The organism is Lacinutrix cladophorae, from assembly GCF_053604645.1.
On sequence record NZ_JBSHNR010000079.1, the window covers coordinates 26,900 to 48,960 of the forward strand.

Below are 22,061 nucleotides of genomic sequence, written 5' to 3' on the forward strand. Positions count from 1 at the left end.
TTTATAAATAAAAAAACATGAGTTACCTCATGTTCTTCATTGCATTCATCATACGTTTTCCGCCACCACCTTGCATCATCTTCATCATTTTAGCCATTTGGTTAAATTGTTTTAGTAATTGATTTACTTCTTGAACCGAAGTACCAGAACCTTTTCCAATTCTCTTTTTACGGCTTGCATTTATTATTGCAGGATTTGTTCTTTCTTTTGGTGTCATAGAATGAATAATAGCTTCAATACCTTTAAAAGCATCATCATCGATGTCAATATCTTTCATCATTTTACCAGCTCCAGGAATCATTCCAATAAGGTCTTTCATGTTCCCCATTTTCTTAATTTGCTGAATCTGCTTTAAAAAATCGTCAAAACCAAATTGGTTTTTAGCAATTTTCTTTTGCAATTTTCTTGCTTCTTCTTCATCAAATTGCTCTTGAGCTCTTTCTACTAAAGAAACAACATCTCCCATTCCTAGAATACGATCTGCCATACGAGATGGATAGAAAACATCAATTGCTTCCATTTTCTCACCTGTACCAATAAATTTTATTGGCTTATTTACTACAGACTTAATTGTAATCGCTGCTCCACCACGCGTATCACCATCTAATTTGGTAAGGATTACACCATCAAAATTTAAAACATCGTTAAAGGATTTTGCTGTATTTACAGCATCTTGACCTGTCATAGAATCTACAACAAATAAAGTTTCTTGTGGTTGAATTGCCTTATGGATGTTAGATATTTCGGTCATCATCGCCTCATCTACAGCCAAACGACCAGCGGTATCAATAATTACTACATTATGTCCATTTGCTTTTGCATGTGCTATACCAGCTTGTGCTATAGCAACAGGATCATTATTTCCTCTATCGCTAAAAACCTCCACTTTTAATTGGTCTCCAACTACATGTAGTTGGTCAATTGCTGCTGGACGATATACATCACAAGCAACTAATAAAGGCTTCTTTGTTTTTTTATTTTTAAGGTAGTTTGCAAGTTTACCAGAAAAGGTTGTTTTACCAGATCCCTGTAAACCAGACATTAAAATAATACTTGGTGAACCAGATAAGTTAAGCCCTTCTGCATCTCCTCCCATTAATTCGGTAAGTTCGTCTTTAACAATCTTAACCATTAATTGACCTGGTTGCAGGCTTGTTAATACGTTTTGACCAAGCGCTTTTGTTTTTACTCTATTAGTAAATTCTTTTGCGATTTTAAAGTTAACATCGGCATCTAATAACGCTCTACGCACTTCCTTTAGGGTTTCGGCAACATTAACTTCTGTAATGCTTCCATGACCTTTTAGTACATGTAACGCTTTATCTAACTTTTCACTTAAATTATTAAACATATTTTTTTTATTTCAAGAGTTGCAAAAGTAAAGAAATATTTTGTTTTTCTTTAATGGAAAAACTTGTTTTAATTGGAATTATAAGGATATTTAATACTTCTTTAAAAAAAAGCTAATTATATTTTATTTTTATCAATTAAAAATAAAAGAGCCTTCTGAAAAGAAGGCTCTTTTATTTAACAACTAATTAATTAAAATAGTCTTACAAACATGTATAACAGTCGCCATCTAAATTAAATAACGTTTCAACTTCATTTGCACTTAAAGTTCTTTTATAAACTCTCAAGTCATCCAGATGGCCAATAAACCCTTCTCCGATAATATATTCACCTGGAGCTTGAGAACCAACACTAAAGTTTGAGTTATCAATATTATTTCTTAATACTCCATCTCTATAAAGCTTCAATGTATTTGTAGCATCAACAGTAATTACTAAATGATGCCAATCTGTATTTTGCCATTCGACATCAACTTCCCCATTCCAATCATTATCCCAAAGCGATGTTCCTAAATTATCGAAGAAAAGTGGTGTATTAAGATCATATACTCCTAATTGAAATCCTTGTGATGCATTTCCTGGTGATCTAAAGAATATCTCTAAATCTCCAACAGTAGTGTTTTGCATTTTAAACCATAAACTTATAGAAAAACTATCTCCTTGTATGAGTTGGTTATTTGTGTTTACGGGGATTTCAAATGTATCATTTCCTGTAAAAGCCATAGCACAAGAAGAGTTTCCTTGCCTATCTTCTACAAAAGCATTTGTACTATTTTGTGCATTAAAACCACTTATTAAATCGTAAGCTCCTTCTGCTAAGGGCATGTATATTATTAAATCATTAATTAAAACTTCTGCGTTATCACAATCTTCACAATCTTGCTCTAATTCCATAGTAAGAGCATCATTTCCTATGCCTTGTAAAAACACAAAGTCATCTTCTTCGCAATCTAAAAGCAACCATTCTCCATTTAATAAATCGAAAGTTATTAATCCATCCATGGTTAAAACATATCCAGAACCAGATTCAGCAAGAGACCAAGAGCCAACTTCTGTTACTGCTGGTGTTCCATTTACAATCACTTCTCCACTTGCATTAAATTCTAAATAATTTTCATCTACAATATTACCAGACGCATCATAAGTATGTGCAACCATGATACATTCTATTAAAGCAGAGGTTATAAATTCTTCAGCACAGTCATCATCGTCATCATCATCATTCCAATCGTAGTCATCATCTTCATCACAATCATCTTGAGCTGCTTCAATTGCAGCTTCCATTTCTGTATTATTTTCTACTACAAGCGTATCTCCATTAGTTAGCACCATAGTAACTGGAAAATTTATACTTGCTAAAACGCCTCCGTCTAAATTCTCAATAAAAAGGTACAAAGCTTCATCGTTATTTATTGCAACTGTATCAATAACTTGAAAATCTGTATTATACATTGAAATAGCAATTGGATATTGAAAATCGATACATTCTATATCGTCATCATCTTCATCTTCCCCATTACAATTGCTAATCAAGGTATCTAAGCTTTCTTGATTTTCTATAACAATTTCAGAATAATTACTAGATATTATAGTAATGGGAAAAATTATACCTATACTGTCTTCATCAGTATCAAATTCATCAAAAACAGCTTCTATAGCATCAAAACCATCCTCAGATTCAACGGTAATTTGAATACCGTTAGCGATAACAGTTACAGGTAATTCTACTTCTAAACAATTCGCATAATCTATTATATTATCTCTAGAACCATCATTGGTTGCTATATTTCGCATTAAGTTTGCTAAATTTGAGTTTGGCGCTATAGTTTCATCATTATCTGGTTCTGTAATTTCTGTTACCTCCTCTTGACATGCAGAAAATAGCATCAAAAAAAGGAAAGGTAAAAAAAGGTGTAATTTTAGGTGCATTGTTTTCATGGTTACGTTTTTTTTATAATAATTGTTTCTTTTCATAGCAACTTTTAATTGCTTCATACCTCTATAACATCTCAGCTTTAAAAATCCCTACCTTGACTTTTAAAAAAAATTGTTACTACTTTGTATAAAATTTCTTTATTTAAATGTTAAAACCCATAGACAATAATATATGTAATGAAAATCGTTTTAGCGCTATTTTTAAAAAATATGCCAAAGACTTACATGCTTTTTTGTTTTATAAATACGGAGAACATTTAAACCCAAAAGATAAAGTGCAAGATGCATTTATAAAGCTTTGGCAAAACTGTGGTAAAGTCTCTCCCGAAAAAGCGAAAAGCTATTTATATACTGTAGCTAATAATTTGATGTTAAACGAAGTTGCACATCAAAAAGTTGTTTTAAAGCATCAAAAAACAAAACCCACAGCGCATTCTAACGAATCGCCCGAGTTTTTAATGGAAGAAGATGAATACCGCAAAAAACTAGAAAAAGCTATTGCAAATTTAACCGAAGCACAACGTATTGCTTTTTTAATGAATCGTGCTGAAGGGAAACGTTTTAAAGAAATCGCATCCCTTTTAAATATTAGCACAAAAGCAGTAGAAAAACGAATTTATGGTGCATTAAAAAAATTAAGAGAAGAAATTGATGAGTTATGATTCCGGTTTTTACTGGGAAGGCCGTTTTTTGAAACTTCAAAACAAAAAAATTGGATAATTATTTTTTCAAGGTAGGAGTTTTCACCCTTCACTTGTTATATAATAGAATAGTACAAAATGAATAAAGAAGAACTAATACTAAAATGGTTAGATAACGATCTAACTCCAAAAGAGCTTGAAACATTTAAAGCACTTGCCGATTATGAGTCGTTAATTAAATTATCGAACTACAGCAAAGGATTTAAAGCACCTAAATATGATACAACAGATGCTTTACAAAACACCTTAGACTCTATTGAAGCAAAAAAAACTGTTTCAAAAAACTGGCTACAACCTATATTAAAAGTTGCTGCGATTCTGGCGATTTGTTTTGGTGGTTATTATTACACCACAACTTTAGACAGTACTTTTGCTACCCATTTTGCTGAAAAATCTAGTATAGAACTTCCAGATCATTCCTCTGTACATTTAAATGCACTTTCTAAAATCACTTTTAATAAAACAAACTGGAATAATAATAGAACCATTACACTAGATGGTGAAGCTTTTTTTAAAGTGGAAGAAGGCAGTACATTTAATGTAAAAACAGATGTAGGAACGGTAACTGTTTTGGGCACACAATTTAATATTAAACAGCGTAAGAATTATTTTGAAGTAATTTGCTACGAAGGTACAGTGCAAATAAATTACAATACTGCAAAAACTATTTTAAAAGCTGGTGATTCTTTTTTAGTATTAAACGGAAACATTATAACAGACTTATCTATTAACAAAAAGCAGCCAGAATGGCTTAACAATGTTAGTGCTTTTTCAAGCTTACCTTTAAGTGAAGTGTTAGCAGAATTTGAAAGACAATACAAGATTAAGTTTGACACTTCCAATATTAAAGTCAACACTTTATATACCGGAAAGTTTACACATAAAGACATAGATATTGCACTTAAATCTATAACAGAACCATTACATTTAAACTATACAAAAAACAACAAAACCATTATTTTATCGCGTGAATAAATCGCTAAAAAATGCGCTATTATTAATTTTCTTTTTTTTTGGTTGCCTAACTGTTTTTTCGCAAAACAAAAAGCAACCTTTAGCTCTTGTATTGGATTTAATCGAGCAACAATTTAAAGTTAGTTTTTCTTATGCTGACAGTACTATTAAAGATTTAGACGTCTTTTTCGATGGCGAGAAAAAACTAGATATTATTATAACTTCTTTAGAACAACAAACGCAGTTAAAATTTAATAAATTAAACAAACAATTCATTACAATTGTAAATCCTGAAGCAGACGCTTTTGCAATTCAAGAACTTGAAGAAGTATTTATTTCCAACTATCTAACTACAGGAATTAACAAAAAACTCACAGGAAGCATTACCATAAAGCCAGAACAATTTGGTATTTTACCAGGCTTAATAGAGCCAGATGTATTACAAACCATACAAGCACTTCCAGGAGTTATAAGTGTAGACGAAACGGTTTCTAACATTAATATTAGAGGAGGAACGCACGACCAGAACTTAATTCTTTGGGAAGACATTAAAATGTATCAATCTGGTCATTTTTTTGGGCTTATTTCTGCATTCAATCCATATTTAACAAACAAGGTCAATGTTTCTAAAAATGGAACCTCAGCACAATATGGAGATGGTGTTTCTAGTGTTATAGATATGCAATTATCTAATACAATACAAAGTGATTTTAAAGCGGGAGCTGGTTTTAATTTAGTGCATGCAGATATGTATACCAAAACACCAATTGGCAAGCATGCTGAGCTACAACTTTCTGCAAGACGTTCGTTTACAGACTTCGTAACCGCTCCTACATACAAACAGTATTTTAAACGAATTTTTCAAGATTCAGATTTAGATAACAATCAAGAAATTGAAAACAATACCATATCAAAAAATGAAAAATTTTACTTCTATGATTTTACAGGAAAGTTTCTATTAAATATCTCTAAAAAGGATAAGCTACAGATTCGTTTTTTAACCATTCATAATAATTTAGACTACGAAGAACAGTCTACCATAAATAATGTAAATGAATCTTTAAATAGTAATCTTACACAACGCAATATGGCTGGTGGTATTAGTTATTCCAGAAATTGGAATTCTAAATTAGCTTCTACAGCACAAGTATATTTTTCTAAATACAACTTAGATGCTAAAAATTTTGACATAATTAACAACCAACGCTTAATACAAGAAAACAAAGTATTTGACAGCGCTATAAAATTAGACACTAAATGGAGGATTAATGAGAATGCTAACTTTCAAATTGGCTATCAGTTTTTTGAAGTTGGCATCAGTAATTTAGAAGATGTTAACAATCCGGAATTTAGAAGCTATATTAAAGAAGTAATTAGAAGTCACGCTACTTTTACTGAAGCACAGCTAGTATCCAACAACTTAAACACTAATGTAAAAGCTGGAATACGCTTTAACTACTTCCCAAAATTAGACACCTTTTTAGCTGAACCAAGAATAAGCTTTAGCCAACGGTTTGCAAATTATTTTAGATTAGAGCTTCTTGGTGAATTTAAGAGTCAGACAACTTCACAAATTATAGACTTACAAAATGATTTTTTAGGAATAGAAAAACGTCGTTGGGTTTTAGCTAATAATACAGATATTCCTATAATAAAAAGCAAACAAGCTTCTTTAGGAATTAATTACAATAAAAACAAATTTCTAATTAGCATTGAAGCTTACTATAAAAAAGCAGATGGAATTACAACAAGGAGTCAAGGTTTTCAAAACCAGTTTCAGTACATAAAAGCTATAGGAAGTTATCAAGTAAAAGGAGTTGATTTTTTAATCCATAAACAGTTTACAAAATTTAATACTTGGCTAAGTTATTCATATAGCAAAAACGATTACACTTTTGAAAGTTTGAATAACGCAAATGCATTTCCTAATAATGCAGATATAACACATGCTATTAATTTTTCAAATACGTATACACAAAACAAATTCAAATTTGCCTTAGGCGTAAATTGGCATTCTGGGAAGCCCTATACAAAGCCAGATAAAACTATTACATCTAGTAATATTAATTACAATTCACCTAACAGTTCTAATTTAAAAGACTATTTACGTGTAGATTTTTCTGCTACAAAAGATTTTAAAATTTCGGAAGGAATAAATGCTGAAATTGGAGCTTCTGTTTGGAATCTTCTAAACACAAAAAACACGATTAACAGATACTATGTTTTGGATACAGATGAAAACATTTCGAAAGTAGAAAACCAATCGTTAGGCATTACACCAAATTTAAGTTTACGTGTTTATTTTTAGACTACAAATATTCTTGATACTGCATCACTCTAAAATCGAATGTATTAAATTTAGAATTACTAGCTTTAAGCTGTTTATATAGAGGCATACTACCAATAGCTCTATTTGCAGATCCTGACGAAGAGGTTAAAGAAACCGTTTTAATAATTCTATCCTCTAAATTAAACCGATGTATTCTTGGCACTTCGTTTACAATTAATTCTAATTTGATATTATGTTCTTTTATATGTTTTCGGAAGAAATATTCAGGACCATTTTTACTATTTCCTCCAATAAACAATAGCGTTTCAATACTTGGATGCTTTTTTAGGTATGCAATTATATTACGAAGCTGAATATTTTGCATCCCTAAATCGGAAGCATCTATTTTTTCACGTTCGGCACTTGCTACAATATCGCAAACGCCTATTTTATGCTTAATAAGAAATGTTTTTCTTTCGTCTATTGCTTCTTGCGAATTATCGTACCTTAAATTCAAACCATGAATTTTTTCGATATACAACCATAACGAATTGTAGTAACTACCATAACAAAAATCTACATCTTTTTCTAAAAGCGCTCCTACACTAAATCTTGGAGGAGGAAGCGTACCTACAATTAATTTCTTAGTGTCTTTTTGTATAAAGGGTTGGTATGGATGTTTGTGAAGAAACATTATTCTTTTTTTATTTTTTCACCAAGTTTCTTCCCAATAATATAAGCCACAATAATACCAAGTAAAATAATTATAATATTCAGAAAAATATAAAGTGTATATAGAAAAATATTTTCTTTAGACTGAAAACAAAAACTAGGTATAAAACAGATCTCTGATGATTTCTCTGTTAAAAATGTCAAAGAAAAACTAGAAATTAAAATCACAAATATGCTTATTACTAGATACTGCACTTTTGAAAGCTGTTTTTTCTTAACACCTGTTGGTTTAAAAACATTGCGTTCTGTTTCTGTACGTTTATTATTTTGTAAGGACCAAACAACTTTTTTTTCTTCTGTACTCATTTTACTCCTGTATTAAAAATACGAATTCACTCTTAAGTTATATTGAAATTCCAAAGAAAACATTTAATCCCCTTTTTAAACCTCCTGTTCCATAAATATAAGAAAACGCATACAAAAATGGGTTTTCGAATACACCAGTGTACTTTTACGTTTCTTAGTTTAAGATTATGGTTGGTTCACAAAGTTATGTTTTTGCTTGAATTTTCGCTTTAAATTTTGTATTTTATATAATCAACAAATAAATTTAAGCTATGGGAAAAGGAGACAAAAAAACAAAACGAGGTAAAATACACAGAGGTACTTTTGGCGCAAGAAGACCAAGAATAAAAAAACGTATTAAACCCGAAGCTAAAATCGATATTACTAAAAAAGCAAAGGCTTAATTATCTTATAAACATTAAATCTTTCTCGGTTGACATGGCTTCGCTAAAACCATAACCGTCATAATTAAAGCCTTTTAAATCTTCAATTGTTTTTGCATTTGTATCTACAATATATCTAGCCATAGCCCCTCTTGCTTGTTTTGCAAAAAACGAAATTACTTTATACTCGCCATTTTTTAAATCTTTAAAATTTGCTGTAATTACTGGTACCTTTAAAGCCTTTACATCTACAGCTTTAAAATATTCGTTACTTGCTAGGTTTAAAAATAGTTCATCTGCTTCTAACTCTTTGTTTAAGGCTTGTGTTACTTTCTTCTTCCAGAATTCGTACAGGTTTTTATTTTTACCTATAGGGATTTTTGTACCCATTTCTAATCGGTAAGCCTGCATTAAATCTAAGGGCTTTAACACACCATATAAACCAGAAAGTATACGAACACTATCCTGTAATACGTTTAGTTTTTCAGTTGGAATTGTACTTGCATCTAAACCTTTATACACATCACCAGAAAAAGTGTACACTGCTTGTCTTGCATTTTCTTTTGTAAATGGCAAGTTCCATTCTTGGTTGCGCTCGTAATTAAGCTGTCCTAAATTATCGGAAATATGCATGAGCTTAGATAAGCTTTTTGCTGATTTCTTTTTTAGCACTTTATTTAAGCGTTCTGCCTCATTTAAAAAAATAGCTTCTGTGCTTTTTGTTGTTGGTAATTGCGTTTCAAAATCTAAAGACTTTGCTGGAGATAGTACTAGTTTCATATTTATTTCCTGTGAAATCAGGAATCAATTTAAAAGGTTAAAATCATTTTCTTTTTCAAATTTACAATTTACATCGGTATCTTTTTCGACATATAAACTGAAATTTTCTATACTTATATAAGGGTTTGTTATGAAAACGAATTTGCGTTAAGGATTGTAGTGGCATCCTTTTTTGAGGCACGAGAAAAAGATATAACGAAAAGCCTGACCTTTTTTTCTGCTAGGTCTAAAAACCTAGCAAATTAAAAAAAGGAAACGCTAAAATTATTAAAGAACTTAGTTGTTTACATGCTTCGAGTAGTGTCTCCATTTTTCGATACATTGTTGGATATCATCTGGTATTTCGGACTCAAAACGCATGAATTCTTCTGTTTTAGGATGTATAAACCCTAGTGTCTTTGCATGTAGTGCTTGTCGTGGTAAAATTTTAAAACAGTTGTCTACAAATTGTTTGTATTTGGTAAATGTGGTTCCTTTTAAAATAAGGTTTCCGCCATAACGCTCGTCATTAAAAAGGGTGTGCCCAATATGTTTCATGTGTACACGAATTTGGTGTGTACGTCCTGTTTCTAACTTACAAGAAACCATAGTAATATAGCCTAAACGCTCTATCACTTTGTAATGTGTTACCGCTGGTTTTCCGTTTTCGGCTTCGTCATCTAAATAGACAGTGTTTTGCAACCTGTTTTTGGGATGTCTACCAATATTACCTTCTATTGTACCTTCGTCTTCATTCATATTTCCCCAGACTAATGCTACATATTCGCGTTCGCTAGTTTTTTGAGCAAATTGATTTGATAGGTGTGCCATTGCTTCTTCGGTTTTTGCGACTACGAGTAGGCCACTAGTATCTTTATCTATTCGGTGTACTAAGCCTGGACGCTCACTAGAGTTGTTTGGCAAATTATCAAATCTATGAATTAATGCGTTTATTAGTGTACCCGAATAATTGCCATGTCCTGGATGCACTACCATTCCTGCTGGTTTATTTACTACAAGTAGTTCGTCGTCTTCGTAAACTACATCTATAGGAATATCTTCGCCTACTAAGAGATTCTCGAAAGGTGGATGTGCAAATTTAACGCGAATTTGATCCAAAGGTTTCACCTTATAATTCGATTTTACTGTTTGGTCATTTACAAAAATGTTTCCATTTTTTGCTGCTGTTTGAATTTTATTACGAATTGCATTTTCAATTTTATTCATTAAATATTTATCAATTCGTAAAGGCGCTTGCCCTTTATCTACGGTAAAAGCGTGATGCTCGTAGAGGTCCTCTTGTTCTTCTTGATTTTCTGGTGTGTAGTCTTCTTTCATCATTCGTTTCCGCAAAAGCGGTTATTTCTTTACAATCGTTTAATTTAAAAGACTAAGGTCTTTTTCCGTTTCCTAAAACTACATCTATTTTAGAAGTTTTTGGTAGTAAGTCTCCAGCTTTTAGTGTTTTTCCTTCAAAGGATAATTTCACAACCTCATCCTTACCTAAATAATCAATATATGTTTTTTTACCAATAGTAAAGCCTAAAGCTTCTAACATTGGTTTTGCTTGTCGATAGGTACGTTCTCTTAAATCTGGAACTTGTATTTTTCGGTAACCTGAAGGATTTAATGTTAAATAAATTTTACGATTTTCTTTTACTTTTTCGCCAGAAGGAGGATCTTGATCGATAACAGAAAATTTTGGATATTTTGGATTAAAATTGGCAGAATCTTGTATTTGCATTACTAGATTATTCTCTTTCAGCTCTATTTCGGCAACATCAATAGATTTTCCTTTTAATTCTGGAACGGTTTCAAAATCGCCATGATTAGTAGTATAACTCAACCATCTTAACATAAGAAAAGTCAGTACTGCTATAGCCAAAAAAGCCAATCCAAGTTGTTTTAAAAATGTTTTACTGGTAATAAATTTAACAATGCTCATGATCTTATTTTAGATAGGCAAATATATAAAAACAGAACTGTTTTTACTTTTGATTAATTAATGATATTTTAGCTTAACTAATAATAAGTACTATTTATTATATAAAACTAGTATAATTAACAAGTTTACCACTTGTGTGGGAAATAAATATGAAAAAAAACATTGCCATTATAATGGGAGGATATTCTAGCGAATACAAAATCTCACTAAAAAGCGGAAACGTTGTACACGAAATGCTTGATGCTACTAAATACAACACGTACAGAATTCACATTTTTAAAGACAAATGGGTTTATGTCGATGTTTACAACAAGGAGTTTGCCATTGACAGAAATGATTTTTCGGTTACCATTAATGAAACAAAAATAACTTTTGATTGTGTTTTTAATGCTATTCATGGTGCTCCTGGAGAAGATGGTTATATGCAAGCATACTTTAACTTGTTAAATATTCCGCAAACCAGCTGTGGCATGTACCAAGCAAGTGTAACGTTTAACAAACGTGATTGTTTAAGTATTTTAAAACCTTATGGAATTAAAACTGCCGAAAGTTTTTATATAAATCTTGGAGATACAATCCAAGAAGACGCTATTGTTAAAAAAGTAGGCTTACCTTGTTTTGTGAAAGCCAATAAAGCTGGAAGTAGCTTCGGGATTACTAAAGTGTATAAAAAGGAAGATTTACAAAATGCCATCGACGTTGCTTTTAAAGAAGATGATGAAATTATAATTGAATCTTTTTTAGATGGCACTGAAGTTTCTGTTGGTGTAATTACCTATAAAGGAGAAACTAAGGTTTTACCCATTACAGAGATTGTACCTAACAATGATTTTTTTGATTATAAAGCAAAGTATTTAGGCGAATCGCAAGAGATCACTCCTGCTAGACTAACCAAAGGCCAAGAAGAAAAAGTGAATACTATCGCAAAAAAAGTGTACGAAATTTTAAAAATGAAAGGCTTTAGTCGAAGTGAATTTATTTTTAAAGATGGAGAACCACATTTATTAGAGGTTAATACCATTCCTGGTTTAACCAAAGAAAGTATTTTACCGCAACAAGCAGCAGTTGCAGGAATAACACTTCCAGAATTATTTGATAACGCAATAACAGAAGCATTAAAGTAATACGTTAACTATGTTTTTCTTTGGCACTAAAAATTCTAAAATTAAAAGAGGTCAGATTAGTAATGTCACTTGTCCTAACTGCAAAGAGGTAACAACTCTTACTTTTACTGTTTTTGGAAAATATGTACACTTTTATTGGGTTCCAATGTTTCCGCTAAGAAAAAAGACAATTGTAGAGTGCAACTCTTGTTACAGAACCTATAACATTAAAGAAGCTCCAGAACCTGTAAAGCATAAATTTCAGCGTGAAATGACAGGAATCAAAACACCGCTTTGGTATTATAGTGGTCTTGCAATACTTGCTTGTCTTATTTATTTAGCATTTTATTTAAGTAAAAAAGACGAAATAAATGACGCAAATTATATACAAGAACCAAAAGTTGGAGATATGTATACCATTGAAGCTGCAAAAAAGGGTTACTATACCACTATGAAGGTGAATAGAGTAACAAAGGATAGTATTTTTGTAATTAGAAATGACTTTGACTTATTTAGAAGATCCAATATATATAGAATAAATAAAGACGAAAACTACACCACTAAAATAGATTCTTTTTCTAAAACAGAATTACAACATTTATTTAATAACGGCAATATTTTTGAAGTAGACAGAAAGTAAACAGTATATACAAATCATTAAATTAATATTTCTATATTTATACTACTAACAATAAAACGCCTTAAGTAATAAGGATACAATTATGAGACGAGCACTTTTTCCTGGATCTTTCGATCCTATAACCCTTGGTCACTATGATATCATTAAACGTGGCGTTAAACTTTTTGATGAAGTTATTGTTGCAATTGGAGTAAACTCTGAAAAAAAATACATGTTTTCGTTAGAAGATAGAAAGCGTTTTTTAGAAGAATCTTTTAAAGACGAGCCAAAAGTAAAAGTGGTAACCTATAAAGGTTTAACAATCGATTTTTGTAAAGAAATGGAATCGGAATTTATATTGCGAGGCCTAAGAAATCCTGCCGATTTTGAATTTGAAAAAGCTATTGCACACACCAACAGAAAATTATCAAAAATAGAAACCGTTTTCCTTTTAACCGCTGCCAGAACATCCTATATAAGTTCTAGTATTGTTCGAGAGGTTATTAGAAACAATGGGGATTACACGGTTTTAGTTCCAGATAGTGTTCGAGTTAAATAACACCACTACTAAAAAAAAAGCGAGCCAATTGGCTCGCTTTTTTTTTAAAACTTATATTCTGAAAGTGGTTTAGGGAAATCTTCAGGGTTAGCTGCTAAATGATATCTAGGATCATCTACATCTTCCTCTATAACACCTCTAAACTTTGGACTTGCTTTATATAACAACACCTTACAGTCTTCACTTAAATGTTTTAATTTTATACTTTTTCCTTCTGCTTGATATTTTTCCACTAAATTAAAAATAGCTTCAATAGCAGAATGATCACTAATACGAGATTCTACAAAATCAATCTCTACTTTCTCTGGATCATTTTTCGCATCAAACTTTTCATTAAATGCCTGAATACTTCCAAAAAATAATGGTCCCCAAATTTCATAAACTTTCGTTCCATCTTCTTTTACACGTTTCCTTGCTCTAATTTTCTTGGCATTTTCCCAGGCAAAAACTAATGCCGAAATAATTACTCCAACAAATACTGCTACTGCTAAATCTACAAATACTGTAACTAATGAAACGGTAATAAGCACAATAGCATCAGACAATGGTATTTTCTTTAAAATTCTAAAACTAGACCAAGCAAAAGTTTCAATAACCATCATAAACATAACGCCAACTAACGCTGCAATTGGCACCATTTCAATCAATTTATCTGCAAATAAGATAAATGACAATAAAGTAACTGCCATCATGATTCCAGACAATCTCCCTCTTCCTCCTGCATTAATATTAATTACGGTTTGACCAATCATACCACAACCTCCTGTTCCGCCAAACAAACCAGAAACAATATTTCCTGCTCCTTGGGCAACACATTCTCTATTTCCGTTTCCTCTTGTTTCTGTTAATTCATCTACTAAATTCATTGTCATTAATGACTCAATTAAACCAACGGAAGCTGCTAAAAATGCTGGTAATGCAATAAATTTTAAGGTATCTAAATTAAAAGGTAATTTTTCCCAAAGCTCCATGTTTGGTGTTGGAAACACTCCTTTTAAACCTGTCCCTCCTCCTTCAATGATATAAGACCCTACTGTAGAAACATCCATATTAAAACCAACTACAATAAGACTCGTTACTAAAATAGCTGTTAATGCTGCTGGTAATTTTTTTGTGATTTTTGGCAATCCCCAAATGATCCCCATTGTTAGCAATACCAAGCCAATCATAGTATATAATTCGGTTCCTTGCATATAAGTACTAACATATTCTTTTACTCCTGCAGCAGAAACTTGTAAAGATTTATGGGAAAACATTTTTACTTGTGCCATAAAAATCACAATCGACAAACCATTAACAAATCCCATCATTACAGGGTGCGGAATTAAACGAACAAAGCGTCCTAATTTAAAAACACCTGCAAAAATCTGAATAATTCCCATGAGCACCACACAAGCCATTAAATAGAAAAACCCCATGTTTTCAATAGGTGTATCCATTAACATTCCTTTGGTATGCCCATCTGCAATCATACTCACAAAAATAACAGCAACCGCTCCTGCCGCTCCCGAAATTAAGCCTGGTCTTCCCCCAAAAATAGCTGTTATTAAACCAATTATAAATGCTCCAGATAAAGCCATTAGAGGATCTATCTGTGCAACAAAGGCAAATGCCACTACTTCTGGTATCATTGCTAGAGAAACAGTAATTCCTGCTAACACATCGTCCTTTGCATTTGGAACTATTTTTCTTATAAACTCTGTCATGTCATTGTTTTTGAAGCAGCAAAAGTACTGTTAATTAACAGAAACGCAAGTGCATATTACTATATTTGTACTTTTATTAGCTACTAAAACGTTTGAAAAATGAAGAAATTTTTATTGCTTCTTATTATATTGACTTCTTGTTCTTCGGAAAAAAACAAATCAAATTTTGATTTTACAACTACTTTCGAAAAAAGCCAAGGCACTGAAACTGCTAGCTATAAAGAAGTAATTCAATACTATTCGCAGTTAGCGGAAGAATTTCCAGAAATCTCGATACAAGCAATTGGTGAAACAGATTCTGGGAAACCTTTACATATAGTCACGTTAAATTACGGAAAGAGTTTCAACTTTTCGGAAATAAGAAAAAACAAACGTATTATATTAATTAATAACGGCATTCATCCAGGAGAATCGGATGGCATTGATGCTACCATGCTATTATTCCGAGACATCGCACAACAAAAAATAAAAGCACCACAGAACACGGTTTTAGTTACTATTCCTATTTACAATATTGGTGGAAGTCTAAATAGAAACACCACAACAAGAACCAACCAAAACGGGCCAAAAGAATATGGTTTTAGAGGAAATGCTAGAAATTACGACTTGAACAGAGATTTTATAAAAAGTGACACCAAAAACGCGAGAACCTTTGCGCAAATATTTCATTTAGTACAACCAGACGTTTTTATAGATAACCATGTCAGTAATGGTGCAGATTACCAATATACCTTAACTCATTTATTTACACAGCACAATAAACTTGGTGGTGATTTAGGCAACTATTTACACTCGGAAATGATGCCAAAACTAGAAGAAAAACTAGCCACTAAAAATTGGGACATCACTCCTTATGTTAATGTGTTTAATAAAGTTCCAGAAGCAGGATTTAGTCAGTTTATGGATTCGCCAAGATATTCTACAGGTTACACCACTTTATTTAATACTTTAGGAATGATGGTTGAAACACACATGCTTAAACCCTACAAACAAAGAGTCGAAGGCACTTACGAACTCATGAAAAGCATGCTTGAAATTACGGAAGCAGATAGTGACAAAATTAAAACGCTTCGCAAAAACCATAATCAAAAACTACTAAAAAATAAAACGTACCCTTTAAACTGGATAGTAGACACAACAAAAATTTCTACTTTAAATTTTAAAGGATTTGAAGGAAAAAAAATCCCAAGTGAAATTACAAACAATGAACGTTTAAAGTTTGACAGAAGCAAACCTTTTACAAAAGAAGTTAGATACCAAAATTATTTTAAGCCAACAGATTCTGTACGTATTCCTAGTGCTTATGTAATTCCTCAAGGATGGTGGCATGTAATAGAATTGTTAAAAGCAAATCATGTAGCAATAGCATCACTTAAAAAAGACACTATCTTACAAGTTGAATCCTATAAAGTGGACAAATTTGAGACCAGAAAATCTCCTTACGAAGGCCATTACCAACACTATAATACCACTGTCAAATCTTCCATAGAAAAAGTGTCTTTTAAAAAAGGCGACATTATAATACACACTAATCAAATAGCACTTCGTTATGTATTGGAAACTTTAGAACCACAAGCACCAGATTCTTTCTTTAATTGGAATTTTTTCGACACCATCTTACAACAAAAAGAAGGGTTTTCACCTTACGTTTGGGAAGATAAAGCAAAAGAATTATTAATGAAGAACCCAAAACTTCAAATTGCGTTTAACACCAAAAAAACGTTTGATAAAGAATTTGCTAATAACTGGTATGCACAATTAGATTGGCTACATAAACAAAGTGAAAATTATGAAAAAGCGCATTTACAATATCCTGTATACAAACTGAAATAGAAACTAAACCAAAAGTTTAATATTCGCATAGCTGTTTTCTAAAGCTTTTAGACTTTGCGCGGAATTTAACCATTCTACTTTAGTAATTCCTTCATTTTCTTGAGGATATAATTTCCCTGTAAAACTAGTTTTCATTTCAAACCAATAGGTAACCTTAATTTTATATTTACCATTACGCTTAAAAATATGATACGTAGTTTGCAAAGGTTTTACTATTTTCAAACCAGCAACGCCAGTTTCTTCAGCAACTTCTCGAATTGCTGTTTCTTCAATAGTTTCATGTGGCTCGGTTTTTCCTTTTGGTAAATCCCATTTATCATTTCTGTAAATAAAGAGAATTTCTCCTTCTTGGTTAAAAACTTTTCCTCCACCTGCAACTACATTTGGAAGTAGTTTCAAAAACTTTTTAAGCAGTTTTTCGGGTTTTTTATGAATTAATCTAACTTCTTTTAAGGAAGTAGTATTAAGCTCTTTAATAACTTTTAGAATATCTACAGAGTCAAGCAAATAGTTTTTAAAACCAGATTCTTTTTCTACAATATTAGTAAGTACTATAGGTTTATCGCTTACAAAAACTTGATACATTATTTTTAGTATGGTTAGGTTTTGTAAAAATATCATTTTTTTGCTCAAAACAAATAGCAATAAAATTAAATTTATATGTAGTTTTGCATCTATGATTTTTAACAAAGATACCGCCAAAAAAACAGCAGAAGTATTATTGCAAATTAATGCGATAAAACTTAGTCCGAAAGATCCCTTCACTTGGGCTTCTGGATGGAAATCACCAATTTATTGCGACAACAGAATCATATTATCTTTTCCGCCAATTCGAAATTATATTCGTGAAACGATGGGAAAACACATTGAATCGCAATATGGTAAACCAGATGTCATTGCTGGTGTTGCTACTGGAGCTATTGGTATTGGTATGTTGGTTGCAGAATATTTAGGTCTACCTTTTATTTATGTAAGACCTGAAGCTAAAAGTCACGGTAGAAAAAACCAAATAGAAGGATTTATAGAATCTGGACAAAACGTTGTAGTTGTAGAAGACTTAATAAGCACAGGGAAAAGTAGTTTAAACGCTGTAAAAGCTTTAAAAGAAGCTAAGGTAAATGTAAAAGGAATGGTAGCCATTTTTTCTTATGGTTTTGCTATTGCAGATCAAAATTTTAAAGAAGAAAACATTACACTACACACTTTAAGTAATTATAAAAACTTGTTAGAACAAGCATTAGATACAAAATATATTACTGAAGACCAGTTACAAACTTTATCCGATTGGAATGCAAACCCTAGTGAATGGAACGCTTTTTGAAGTAGTATAAATATTGTTATATTGTAAAACACAATAAACAACTAAACAAATAACAACAAACAATACAATGAATTTACAATCTCCAAAAGCAACCATTCAAAAATCTGCGCAAGAAACTTTTGATTTTTTATGTGACATAAAGAATTTTGAAACTTTAATGCCTGAAAACATAAGCAAATTTGAAGTTTTAGATAAGGACAAATTTCTTTTTGCTTTAAAAGGGATGCCAGAAATTGTTTTAAAAAAGAAAGAAACAGAAGCTCCTAACAAAGTTGTTTTAGGTGCAGCTGGAGGGAAATTAGATTTTTCTTTAACCGCCAACATTATTGAAATTACAGAAAACACTAGCGAAGTACAATTATCTTTTGCAGGAGAGTTTAACGCAATGATGGCAATGATGATAAAAAAACCAATAAGTAAGTTTATTGAAACTTTGGCCAATAATATGCCAGAAGCTGTTTAATACAAAAGCTTAATTTCTTTTAAATCGTATTCCTTTATAATATTATCTTCTAATAATACTTGAAGCTTTCCGTTTTGCGAAATAGATTGTATAATACCAGAAAACATATCTCCTTCTATGTCTTTAAACGTAGAAGGTTTATTTTTTCGAAACAAGTATTTTTCATAAGTTGTCTTTAATACTTCTAAGTTTCCACTTTCTAAAAACGAAAAATAGTACTTCAGGTTTTCAATACATTGAAATAAAATTTCATCTACATCAAAAACCTTTCCTGTTTGTACTTTTAATGACGAAGCTTGTGGTAAATTTTCAAAATGAATTTGATTTACGTTAATACCAATTCCTATTATAGAGTCTTTAAATTTATTTTGTTTGATACTATTTTCTATTAAAACACCACAAACTTTTTTATTTTCTGACAAAATGTCGTTAGGCCATTTAATATTTAATTTAGGTACTTCATGCGCTTTTAATGTCTTAATTATTGCAAGGGCTACAGTAATACTGATATAAAAATGCTGTTCGAAACCTAAAAAAGAAATATCTTTAACCACACTAAACATAAGGTTTTCACCAGAATTAGCAGACCAAGAAGTCCCAATTTGCCCACGCCCATTCGTTTGATAATCTGTTTGCACTACAGTATAATCTATTACAGCCTCTTTAGCACTTAATTCTTTTAAAAAAGTATTCGTAGAGTTGATGGCATTAAGTTTGATTATACGCATTATATTAGTGCTTTTAAATCTTATAGATTTTTAACAGTATAAAGAACTAAAAAAATAATAACTTTGCACAAATTTAATTCATATTAATGACAAAAGAACAAACAAATCCAGACCAACTAATCGCAGGTATATTAGCTGGAATTGAAGATGTAAAAGGACAAAATATAAACATTCTAGATTTACGAGAAATAGAAAATACAGTTTGTGACTACTTTATAGTTTGTGAAGGTACTTCTAACACACAAGTAAGTGCTATTGTTAATTCTGTACAGAAAAAAGTTAGCAAAGATTTAAAAGATAAACCTTGGCATGTAGAAGGTTTAGATAATGCCGAATGGGTTTTAATGGATTATGTAAACGTAGTTGTTCATGTATTTCAAAAACACATTAGAGAGTATTATGACATTGAGAGTCTTTGGGGAGACGCAAAAACTACAGTTATAGAATCTAACTATTAAACAGGATTACCACTTTCGTGGGAAAAAATATGGCAAACGAAAAAAACACAAATAGCAAAAAACCCAAGTTTAATTATTATTGGATATATGGTGGCATTATTGCCGTTTTTATACTAATGCAATTTTTAAACGGAAGTAGTTTACAAGACGCAAAAACAATAACTCCATCACAATTTTTTGAATATGCAAAAGATAATGATGTAGCAAAAGTGGAAATAATAAACAGACACGAAGCAAACGTTTATTTAACAACAGAGGCGCAAAATAAAGAAATACACAAGAAATCTAAACCTTCTAGTTTTATACCTAGTTCTACAAAGTTACCAAACTATAGTTTTGAAATTGGTGATTTACAGAACTTTGAAAACGACCTTAAAGCAATTGGTAAATACGATATTTTAAGTAATAAAACGGTTTCAAATGCTTGGGGTGATTTATTGATTGGATTAATACCTTTTATACTTTTAATAGGAGTTTGGGTATTTATTATGCGTCGTATGTCTGGTGGTTCTGGTGGTGGCGCTGGAGGCCAAATATTTAATATCGGAAAATCTAAAGCAAAACTTTTTGATCAAAACACAGAAGTAAAAACTTCTTTTAAAGATGTTGCTGGTTTAGAAGGGGCTAAAGAAGAAGTTCAAGAAATTGTAGATTTCTTAAAAAACCCAGAAAAATACACAAACTTAGGTGGTAAAATACCAAAAGGAGCATTATTAGTAGGACCTCCAGGAACAGGAAAAACCTTATTAGCTAAAGCAGTAGCTGGAGAAGCTAAAGTACCTTTCTTTTCTTTATCTGGATCTGATTTTGTAGAAATGTTTGTAGGAGTTGGTGCATCTCGTGTTAGAGATTTATTTAAACAAGCCAAAGAAAAATCGCCTGCAATTATTTTTATTGATGAAATTGATGCTATTGGTCGTGCTAGAGGTAAAAACGCGATGTCAGGATCTAATGACGAACGTGAAAACACCTTAAACCAATTATTAACTGAAATGGATGGTTTTGGTACAAACACAAACGTAATCGTCTTGGCAGCAACCAATAGAGCCGATATTTTAGATAAAGCTTTAATGCGTGCAGGTCGTTTCGATAGACAAATTTTTGTAGACTTACCAAACTTAACAGAGCGTCGTGCAATTTTTGATGTACACTTAAGACCTCTTAAAAAAGTAGAAGGTTTAGATATAGACTTTTTAGCAAAACAAACACCAGGATTTTCTGGAGCAGATATTGCAAACCTTTGTAACGAAGCTGCATTAATTGCTGCTAGAACAAATAAAAAAGCAGTAGAGAAACAAGATTTCTTAGATGCTGTAGATAGAATCGTTGGTGGACTTGAAAAAAGAAGCAACCTGTTTTCTGTCGAAGAAAAGAAAACGATTGCATATCACGAAGCTGGTCACGCTGCTGTAAGTTGGTTTTTAGAACATGCAGATCCTTTAGTAAAAGTAACTATTGTACCTAGAGGAAGATCTCTTGGTGCAGCTTGGTACTTACCACAAGAAGCATATATTACAAGAACAGAAAAGTTTTTAGATGAAATATGCGTAACAATGGGAGGACGTGCTGCCGAAAAAATTGTATTTAATCAAATATCTACTGGAGCTTTAAGCGATTTAGAAAACGTAACTAAAAAAGCAAAAGCAATGGTTATGATTTATGGACTAAACGAAAAAGTTGGTAACATAACTTTTTATGATCCAGCTGGAGAAAATGGTTTTGTAAAACCATACAGTGAGAAAACTGCTGAATTGATTGATAATGAGATTAAAAACATTATTGAAACACAATTTCAGCGTGCATTAGATTTATTAGAGTCGAAAAGAGATGTTCTAGACAAACTTGCAAATAGACTTATAGAAAGAGAAGTGATTTTTAAAGACGATTTAGAAGAGCTATTAGGAAAAAGACCTTTTAAAACAGAAGATGAAGCACTTTTAGAAAAGTAATTTCTTCAAA

The 22,061-nt window shown here is 31.5% G+C and carries 22 protein-coding genes; 12 read left to right on the plus strand and 10 right to left on the minus strand.

Annotated features, from left to right (window positions below):
• Positions 1-22 precede the first annotated feature (22 nt).
• A complete protein-coding gene (gene ffh, locus ACVC3Y_RS03180; RefSeq protein ID WP_452226086.1) occupies positions 23-1,351 on the minus strand; it encodes a signal recognition particle protein in 1,329 nt (442 codons plus the stop codon).
• Positions 1,352-1,553: 202 nt separating this feature from the next.
• Positions 1,554-3,344, minus strand: coding sequence for a LamG domain-containing protein (locus tag ACVC3Y_RS03185; RefSeq protein ID WP_452226087.1), 1,791 nt, complete (start codon positions 3,342-3,344; stop codon positions 1,554-1,556).
• Between the two features lie 86 nt (positions 3,345-3,430).
• Here ACVC3Y_RS03185 and ACVC3Y_RS03190 point away from each other — a divergent pair, with 86 nt between their 5' ends.
• The 3 genes from ACVC3Y_RS03190 to ACVC3Y_RS03200 all read left to right on the plus strand — a co-directional run bounded on the left by ACVC3Y_RS03190 (position 3,431) and on the right by ACVC3Y_RS03200 (position 7,247).
• On the plus strand, positions 3,431-3,946 hold the full coding sequence (locus tag ACVC3Y_RS03190) for an RNA polymerase sigma factor (RefSeq protein WP_452226088.1): 516 nt from the start codon (positions 3,431-3,433) through the stop codon (positions 3,944-3,946).
• Between the two features lie 117 nt (positions 3,947-4,063).
• Positions 4,064-4,960, plus strand: coding sequence for a FecR family protein (locus tag ACVC3Y_RS03195; RefSeq protein ID WP_303426061.1), 897 nt, complete (start codon positions 4,064-4,066; stop codon positions 4,958-4,960).
• Positions 4,961-5,051: 91 nt separating this feature from the next.
• Positions 5,052-7,247: a TonB-dependent receptor plug domain-containing protein gene (locus ACVC3Y_RS03200; protein ID WP_452226089.1), complete on the plus strand. Its 2,196-nt coding sequence runs from the start codon at positions 5,052-5,054 to the stop codon at positions 7,245-7,247.
• 1 nt (position 7,248) lies between these two features.
• On the opposite strand, the gene ACVC3Y_RS03205 is transcribed toward ACVC3Y_RS03200, so the two are convergent.
• Positions 7,249-7,902: a uracil-DNA glycosylase family protein gene (locus ACVC3Y_RS03205; RefSeq protein ID WP_452226090.1), complete on the minus strand. Its 654-nt coding sequence runs from the start codon at positions 7,900-7,902 to the stop codon at positions 7,249-7,251.
• Positions 7,902-8,246 (minus strand): hypothetical protein, encoded by a 345-nt coding sequence (locus ACVC3Y_RS03210; RefSeq protein WP_452226091.1) that lies wholly within the window; start codon positions 8,244-8,246, stop codon positions 7,902-7,904. The genes ACVC3Y_RS03205 and ACVC3Y_RS03210 overlap by 1 nt, the downstream gene beginning before the upstream one ends.
• A gap of 251 nt (positions 8,247-8,497) precedes the next feature.
• On the opposite strand from ACVC3Y_RS03210, the gene ACVC3Y_RS03215 reads away from it, so the two are divergent.
• A complete protein-coding gene (locus ACVC3Y_RS03215) occupies positions 8,498-8,629 on the plus strand; it encodes a 30S ribosomal protein THX (protein WP_215968596.1) in 132 nt (43 codons plus the stop codon).
• On the opposite strand, the gene yaaA is transcribed toward ACVC3Y_RS03215, so the two are convergent.
• From yaaA to ACVC3Y_RS03230, 3 genes are all read right to left on the minus strand, one after another.
• Positions 8,630-9,388, minus strand: coding sequence for a peroxide stress protein YaaA (gene yaaA / locus ACVC3Y_RS03220; RefSeq protein WP_452226092.1), 759 nt, complete (start codon positions 9,386-9,388; stop codon positions 8,630-8,632).
• Positions 9,389-9,664: 276 nt separating this feature from the next.
• Positions 9,665-10,705 carry an RluA family pseudouridine synthase gene (locus tag ACVC3Y_RS03225; RefSeq protein WP_303426142.1) on the minus strand — a complete coding sequence of 347 codons (1,041 nt, stop codon included), beginning with the start codon at positions 10,703-10,705 and terminating at the stop codon, positions 9,665-9,667.
• A 52-nt stretch (positions 10,706-10,757) separates the two neighbouring features.
• Positions 10,758-11,312: a PASTA domain-containing protein gene (locus ACVC3Y_RS03230; RefSeq protein ID WP_303426068.1), complete on the minus strand. Its 555-nt coding sequence runs from the start codon at positions 11,310-11,312 to the stop codon at positions 10,758-10,760.
• A 149-nt stretch (positions 11,313-11,461) separates the two neighbouring features.
• Between ACVC3Y_RS03230 and ACVC3Y_RS03235 the strand changes: the two genes are divergently transcribed.
• The 3 genes from ACVC3Y_RS03235 to coaD all read left to right on the plus strand — a co-directional run bounded on the left by ACVC3Y_RS03235 (position 11,462) and on the right by coaD (position 13,593).
• Complete coding sequence (locus ACVC3Y_RS03235; RefSeq protein WP_452226093.1) at positions 11,462-12,436, plus strand: D-alanine--D-alanine ligase; 975 nt, start codon at positions 11,462-11,464, stop codon at positions 12,434-12,436.
• Positions 12,437-12,446: 10 nt separating this feature from the next.
• Positions 12,447-13,055, plus strand: a complete 609-nt coding sequence (locus ACVC3Y_RS03240) for a zinc-ribbon domain-containing protein (RefSeq protein WP_452226094.1) — start codon at positions 12,447-12,449, stop codon at positions 13,053-13,055.
• 82 nt (positions 13,056-13,137) lie between these two features.
• The gene (gene coaD / locus ACVC3Y_RS03245) at positions 13,138-13,593 is read left to right on the plus strand and encodes a pantetheine-phosphate adenylyltransferase (protein WP_303426072.1); all 456 of its coding nucleotides are present in this window, start codon (positions 13,138-13,140) and stop codon (positions 13,591-13,593) included.
• A 44-nt stretch (positions 13,594-13,637) separates the two neighbouring features.
• On the opposite strand, the gene ACVC3Y_RS03250 is transcribed toward coaD, so the two are convergent.
• Positions 13,638-15,299, minus strand: a complete 1,662-nt coding sequence (locus ACVC3Y_RS03250; RefSeq protein WP_303426073.1) for a SulP family inorganic anion transporter — start codon at positions 15,297-15,299, stop codon at positions 13,638-13,640.
• Positions 15,300-15,398: 99 nt separating this feature from the next.
• Here ACVC3Y_RS03250 and ACVC3Y_RS03255 point away from each other — a divergent pair, with 99 nt between their 5' ends.
• A complete protein-coding gene (locus tag ACVC3Y_RS03255) occupies positions 15,399-17,132 on the plus strand; it encodes a M14 family metallopeptidase (RefSeq protein ID WP_452226095.1) in 1,734 nt (577 codons plus the stop codon).
• Positions 17,133-17,135: 3 nt separating this feature from the next.
• Here ACVC3Y_RS03255 and ACVC3Y_RS03260 read toward each other — a convergent pair whose 3' ends face one another.
• Entirely contained in the window at positions 17,136-17,717 is a 582-nt protein-coding gene (locus ACVC3Y_RS03260; RefSeq protein ID WP_452226119.1) for an NUDIX hydrolase, read from the minus strand.
• Between the two features lie 91 nt (positions 17,718-17,808).
• Here ACVC3Y_RS03260 and pyrE point away from each other — a divergent pair, with 91 nt between their 5' ends.
• Entirely contained in the window at positions 17,809-18,453 is a 645-nt protein-coding gene (gene pyrE, locus ACVC3Y_RS03265) for an orotate phosphoribosyltransferase (protein WP_303426076.1), read from the plus strand.
• A gap of 67 nt (positions 18,454-18,520) precedes the next feature.
• Positions 18,521-18,916, plus strand: a complete 396-nt coding sequence (locus tag ACVC3Y_RS03270) for an SRPBCC family protein (protein ID WP_303426078.1) — start codon at positions 18,521-18,523, stop codon at positions 18,914-18,916.
• On the opposite strand, the gene ACVC3Y_RS03275 is transcribed toward ACVC3Y_RS03270, so the two are convergent.
• Complete coding sequence (locus tag ACVC3Y_RS03275) at positions 18,913-19,644, minus strand: biotin--[acetyl-CoA-carboxylase] ligase (RefSeq protein WP_303426079.1); 732 nt, start codon at positions 19,642-19,644, stop codon at positions 18,913-18,915. The genes ACVC3Y_RS03270 and ACVC3Y_RS03275 overlap by 4 nt on opposite strands.
• A gap of 86 nt (positions 19,645-19,730) precedes the next feature.
• On the opposite strand from ACVC3Y_RS03275, the gene rsfS reads away from it, so the two are divergent.
• Together rsfS and ftsH are read left to right on the plus strand one after the other, a co-directional pair.
• Complete coding sequence (gene rsfS / locus ACVC3Y_RS03280) at positions 19,731-20,102, plus strand: ribosome silencing factor (RefSeq protein ID WP_303426080.1); 372 nt, start codon at positions 19,731-19,733, stop codon at positions 20,100-20,102.
• 29 nt (positions 20,103-20,131) lie between these two features.
• Entirely contained in the window at positions 20,132-22,051 is a 1,920-nt protein-coding gene (gene ftsH / locus ACVC3Y_RS03285) for an ATP-dependent zinc metalloprotease FtsH (protein WP_303426081.1), read from the plus strand.
• The last annotated feature ends 10 nt before the right edge of the window (positions 22,052-22,061 follow it).

Excerpts from the sequence above, each read along its gene's own strand:
- ffh (WP_452226086.1), bottom strand. The coding sequence starts at position 1,351 with ATGTTTAATAATTTAAGTGAAAAGTTAGATAAAGCGTTACATGTACTA.
- ACVC3Y_RS03185 (WP_452226087.1), bottom strand. The coding sequence starts at position 3,344 with ATGAAGCAATTAAAAGTTGCTATGAAAAGAAACAATTATTATAAAAAA.
- ACVC3Y_RS03190 (WP_452226088.1), top strand. The coding sequence starts at position 3,431 with ATGTTAAAACCCATAGACAATAATATATGTAATGAAAATCGTTTTAGC.
- ACVC3Y_RS03195 (WP_303426061.1), top strand. The coding sequence starts at position 4,064 with ATGAATAAAGAAGAACTAATACTAAAATGGTTAGATAACGATCTAACT.
- ACVC3Y_RS03205 (WP_452226090.1), bottom strand. The coding sequence starts at position 7,902 with ATGTTTCTTCACAAACATCCATACCAACCCTTTATACAAAAAGACACT.
- ACVC3Y_RS03210 (WP_452226091.1), bottom strand. The coding sequence starts at position 8,246 with ATGAGTACAGAAGAAAAAAAAGTTGTTTGGTCCTTACAAAATAATAAA.
- ACVC3Y_RS03215 (WP_215968596.1), top strand. The coding sequence starts at position 8,498 with ATGGGAAAAGGAGACAAAAAAACAAAACGAGGTAAAATACACAGAGGT.
- yaaA (WP_452226092.1), bottom strand. The coding sequence starts at position 9,388 with ATGAAACTAGTACTATCTCCAGCAAAGTCTTTAGATTTTGAAACGCAA.
- ACVC3Y_RS03225 (WP_303426142.1), bottom strand. The coding sequence starts at position 10,705 with ATGAAAGAAGACTACACACCAGAAAATCAAGAAGAACAAGAGGACCTC.
- ACVC3Y_RS03230 (WP_303426068.1), bottom strand. The coding sequence starts at position 11,312 with ATGAGCATTGTTAAATTTATTACCAGTAAAACATTTTTAAAACAACTT.
- ACVC3Y_RS03235 (WP_452226093.1), top strand. The coding sequence starts at position 11,462 with ATGAAAAAAAACATTGCCATTATAATGGGAGGATATTCTAGCGAATAC.
- ACVC3Y_RS03240 (WP_452226094.1), top strand. The coding sequence starts at position 12,447 with ATGTTTTTCTTTGGCACTAAAAATTCTAAAATTAAAAGAGGTCAGATT.
- coaD (WP_303426072.1), top strand. The coding sequence starts at position 13,138 with ATGAGACGAGCACTTTTTCCTGGATCTTTCGATCCTATAACCCTTGGT.
- ACVC3Y_RS03250 (WP_303426073.1), bottom strand. The coding sequence starts at position 15,299 with ATGACAGAGTTTATAAGAAAAATAGTTCCAAATGCAAAGGACGATGTG.
- ACVC3Y_RS03255 (WP_452226095.1), top strand. The coding sequence starts at position 15,399 with ATGAAGAAATTTTTATTGCTTCTTATTATATTGACTTCTTGTTCTTCG.
- ACVC3Y_RS03260 (WP_452226119.1), bottom strand. The coding sequence starts at position 17,717 with ATGTATCAAGTTTTTGTAAGCGATAAACCTATAGTACTTACTAATATT.
- pyrE (WP_303426076.1), top strand. The coding sequence starts at position 17,809 with ATGATTTTTAACAAAGATACCGCCAAAAAAACAGCAGAAGTATTATTG.
- ACVC3Y_RS03270 (WP_303426078.1), top strand. The coding sequence starts at position 18,521 with ATGAATTTACAATCTCCAAAAGCAACCATTCAAAAATCTGCGCAAGAA.
- ACVC3Y_RS03275 (WP_303426079.1), bottom strand. The coding sequence starts at position 19,644 with ATGCGTATAATCAAACTTAATGCCATCAACTCTACGAATACTTTTTTA.
- rsfS (WP_303426080.1), top strand. The coding sequence starts at position 19,731 with ATGACAAAAGAACAAACAAATCCAGACCAACTAATCGCAGGTATATTA.
- ftsH (WP_303426081.1), top strand. The coding sequence starts at position 20,132 with ATGGCAAACGAAAAAAACACAAATAGCAAAAAACCCAAGTTTAATTAT.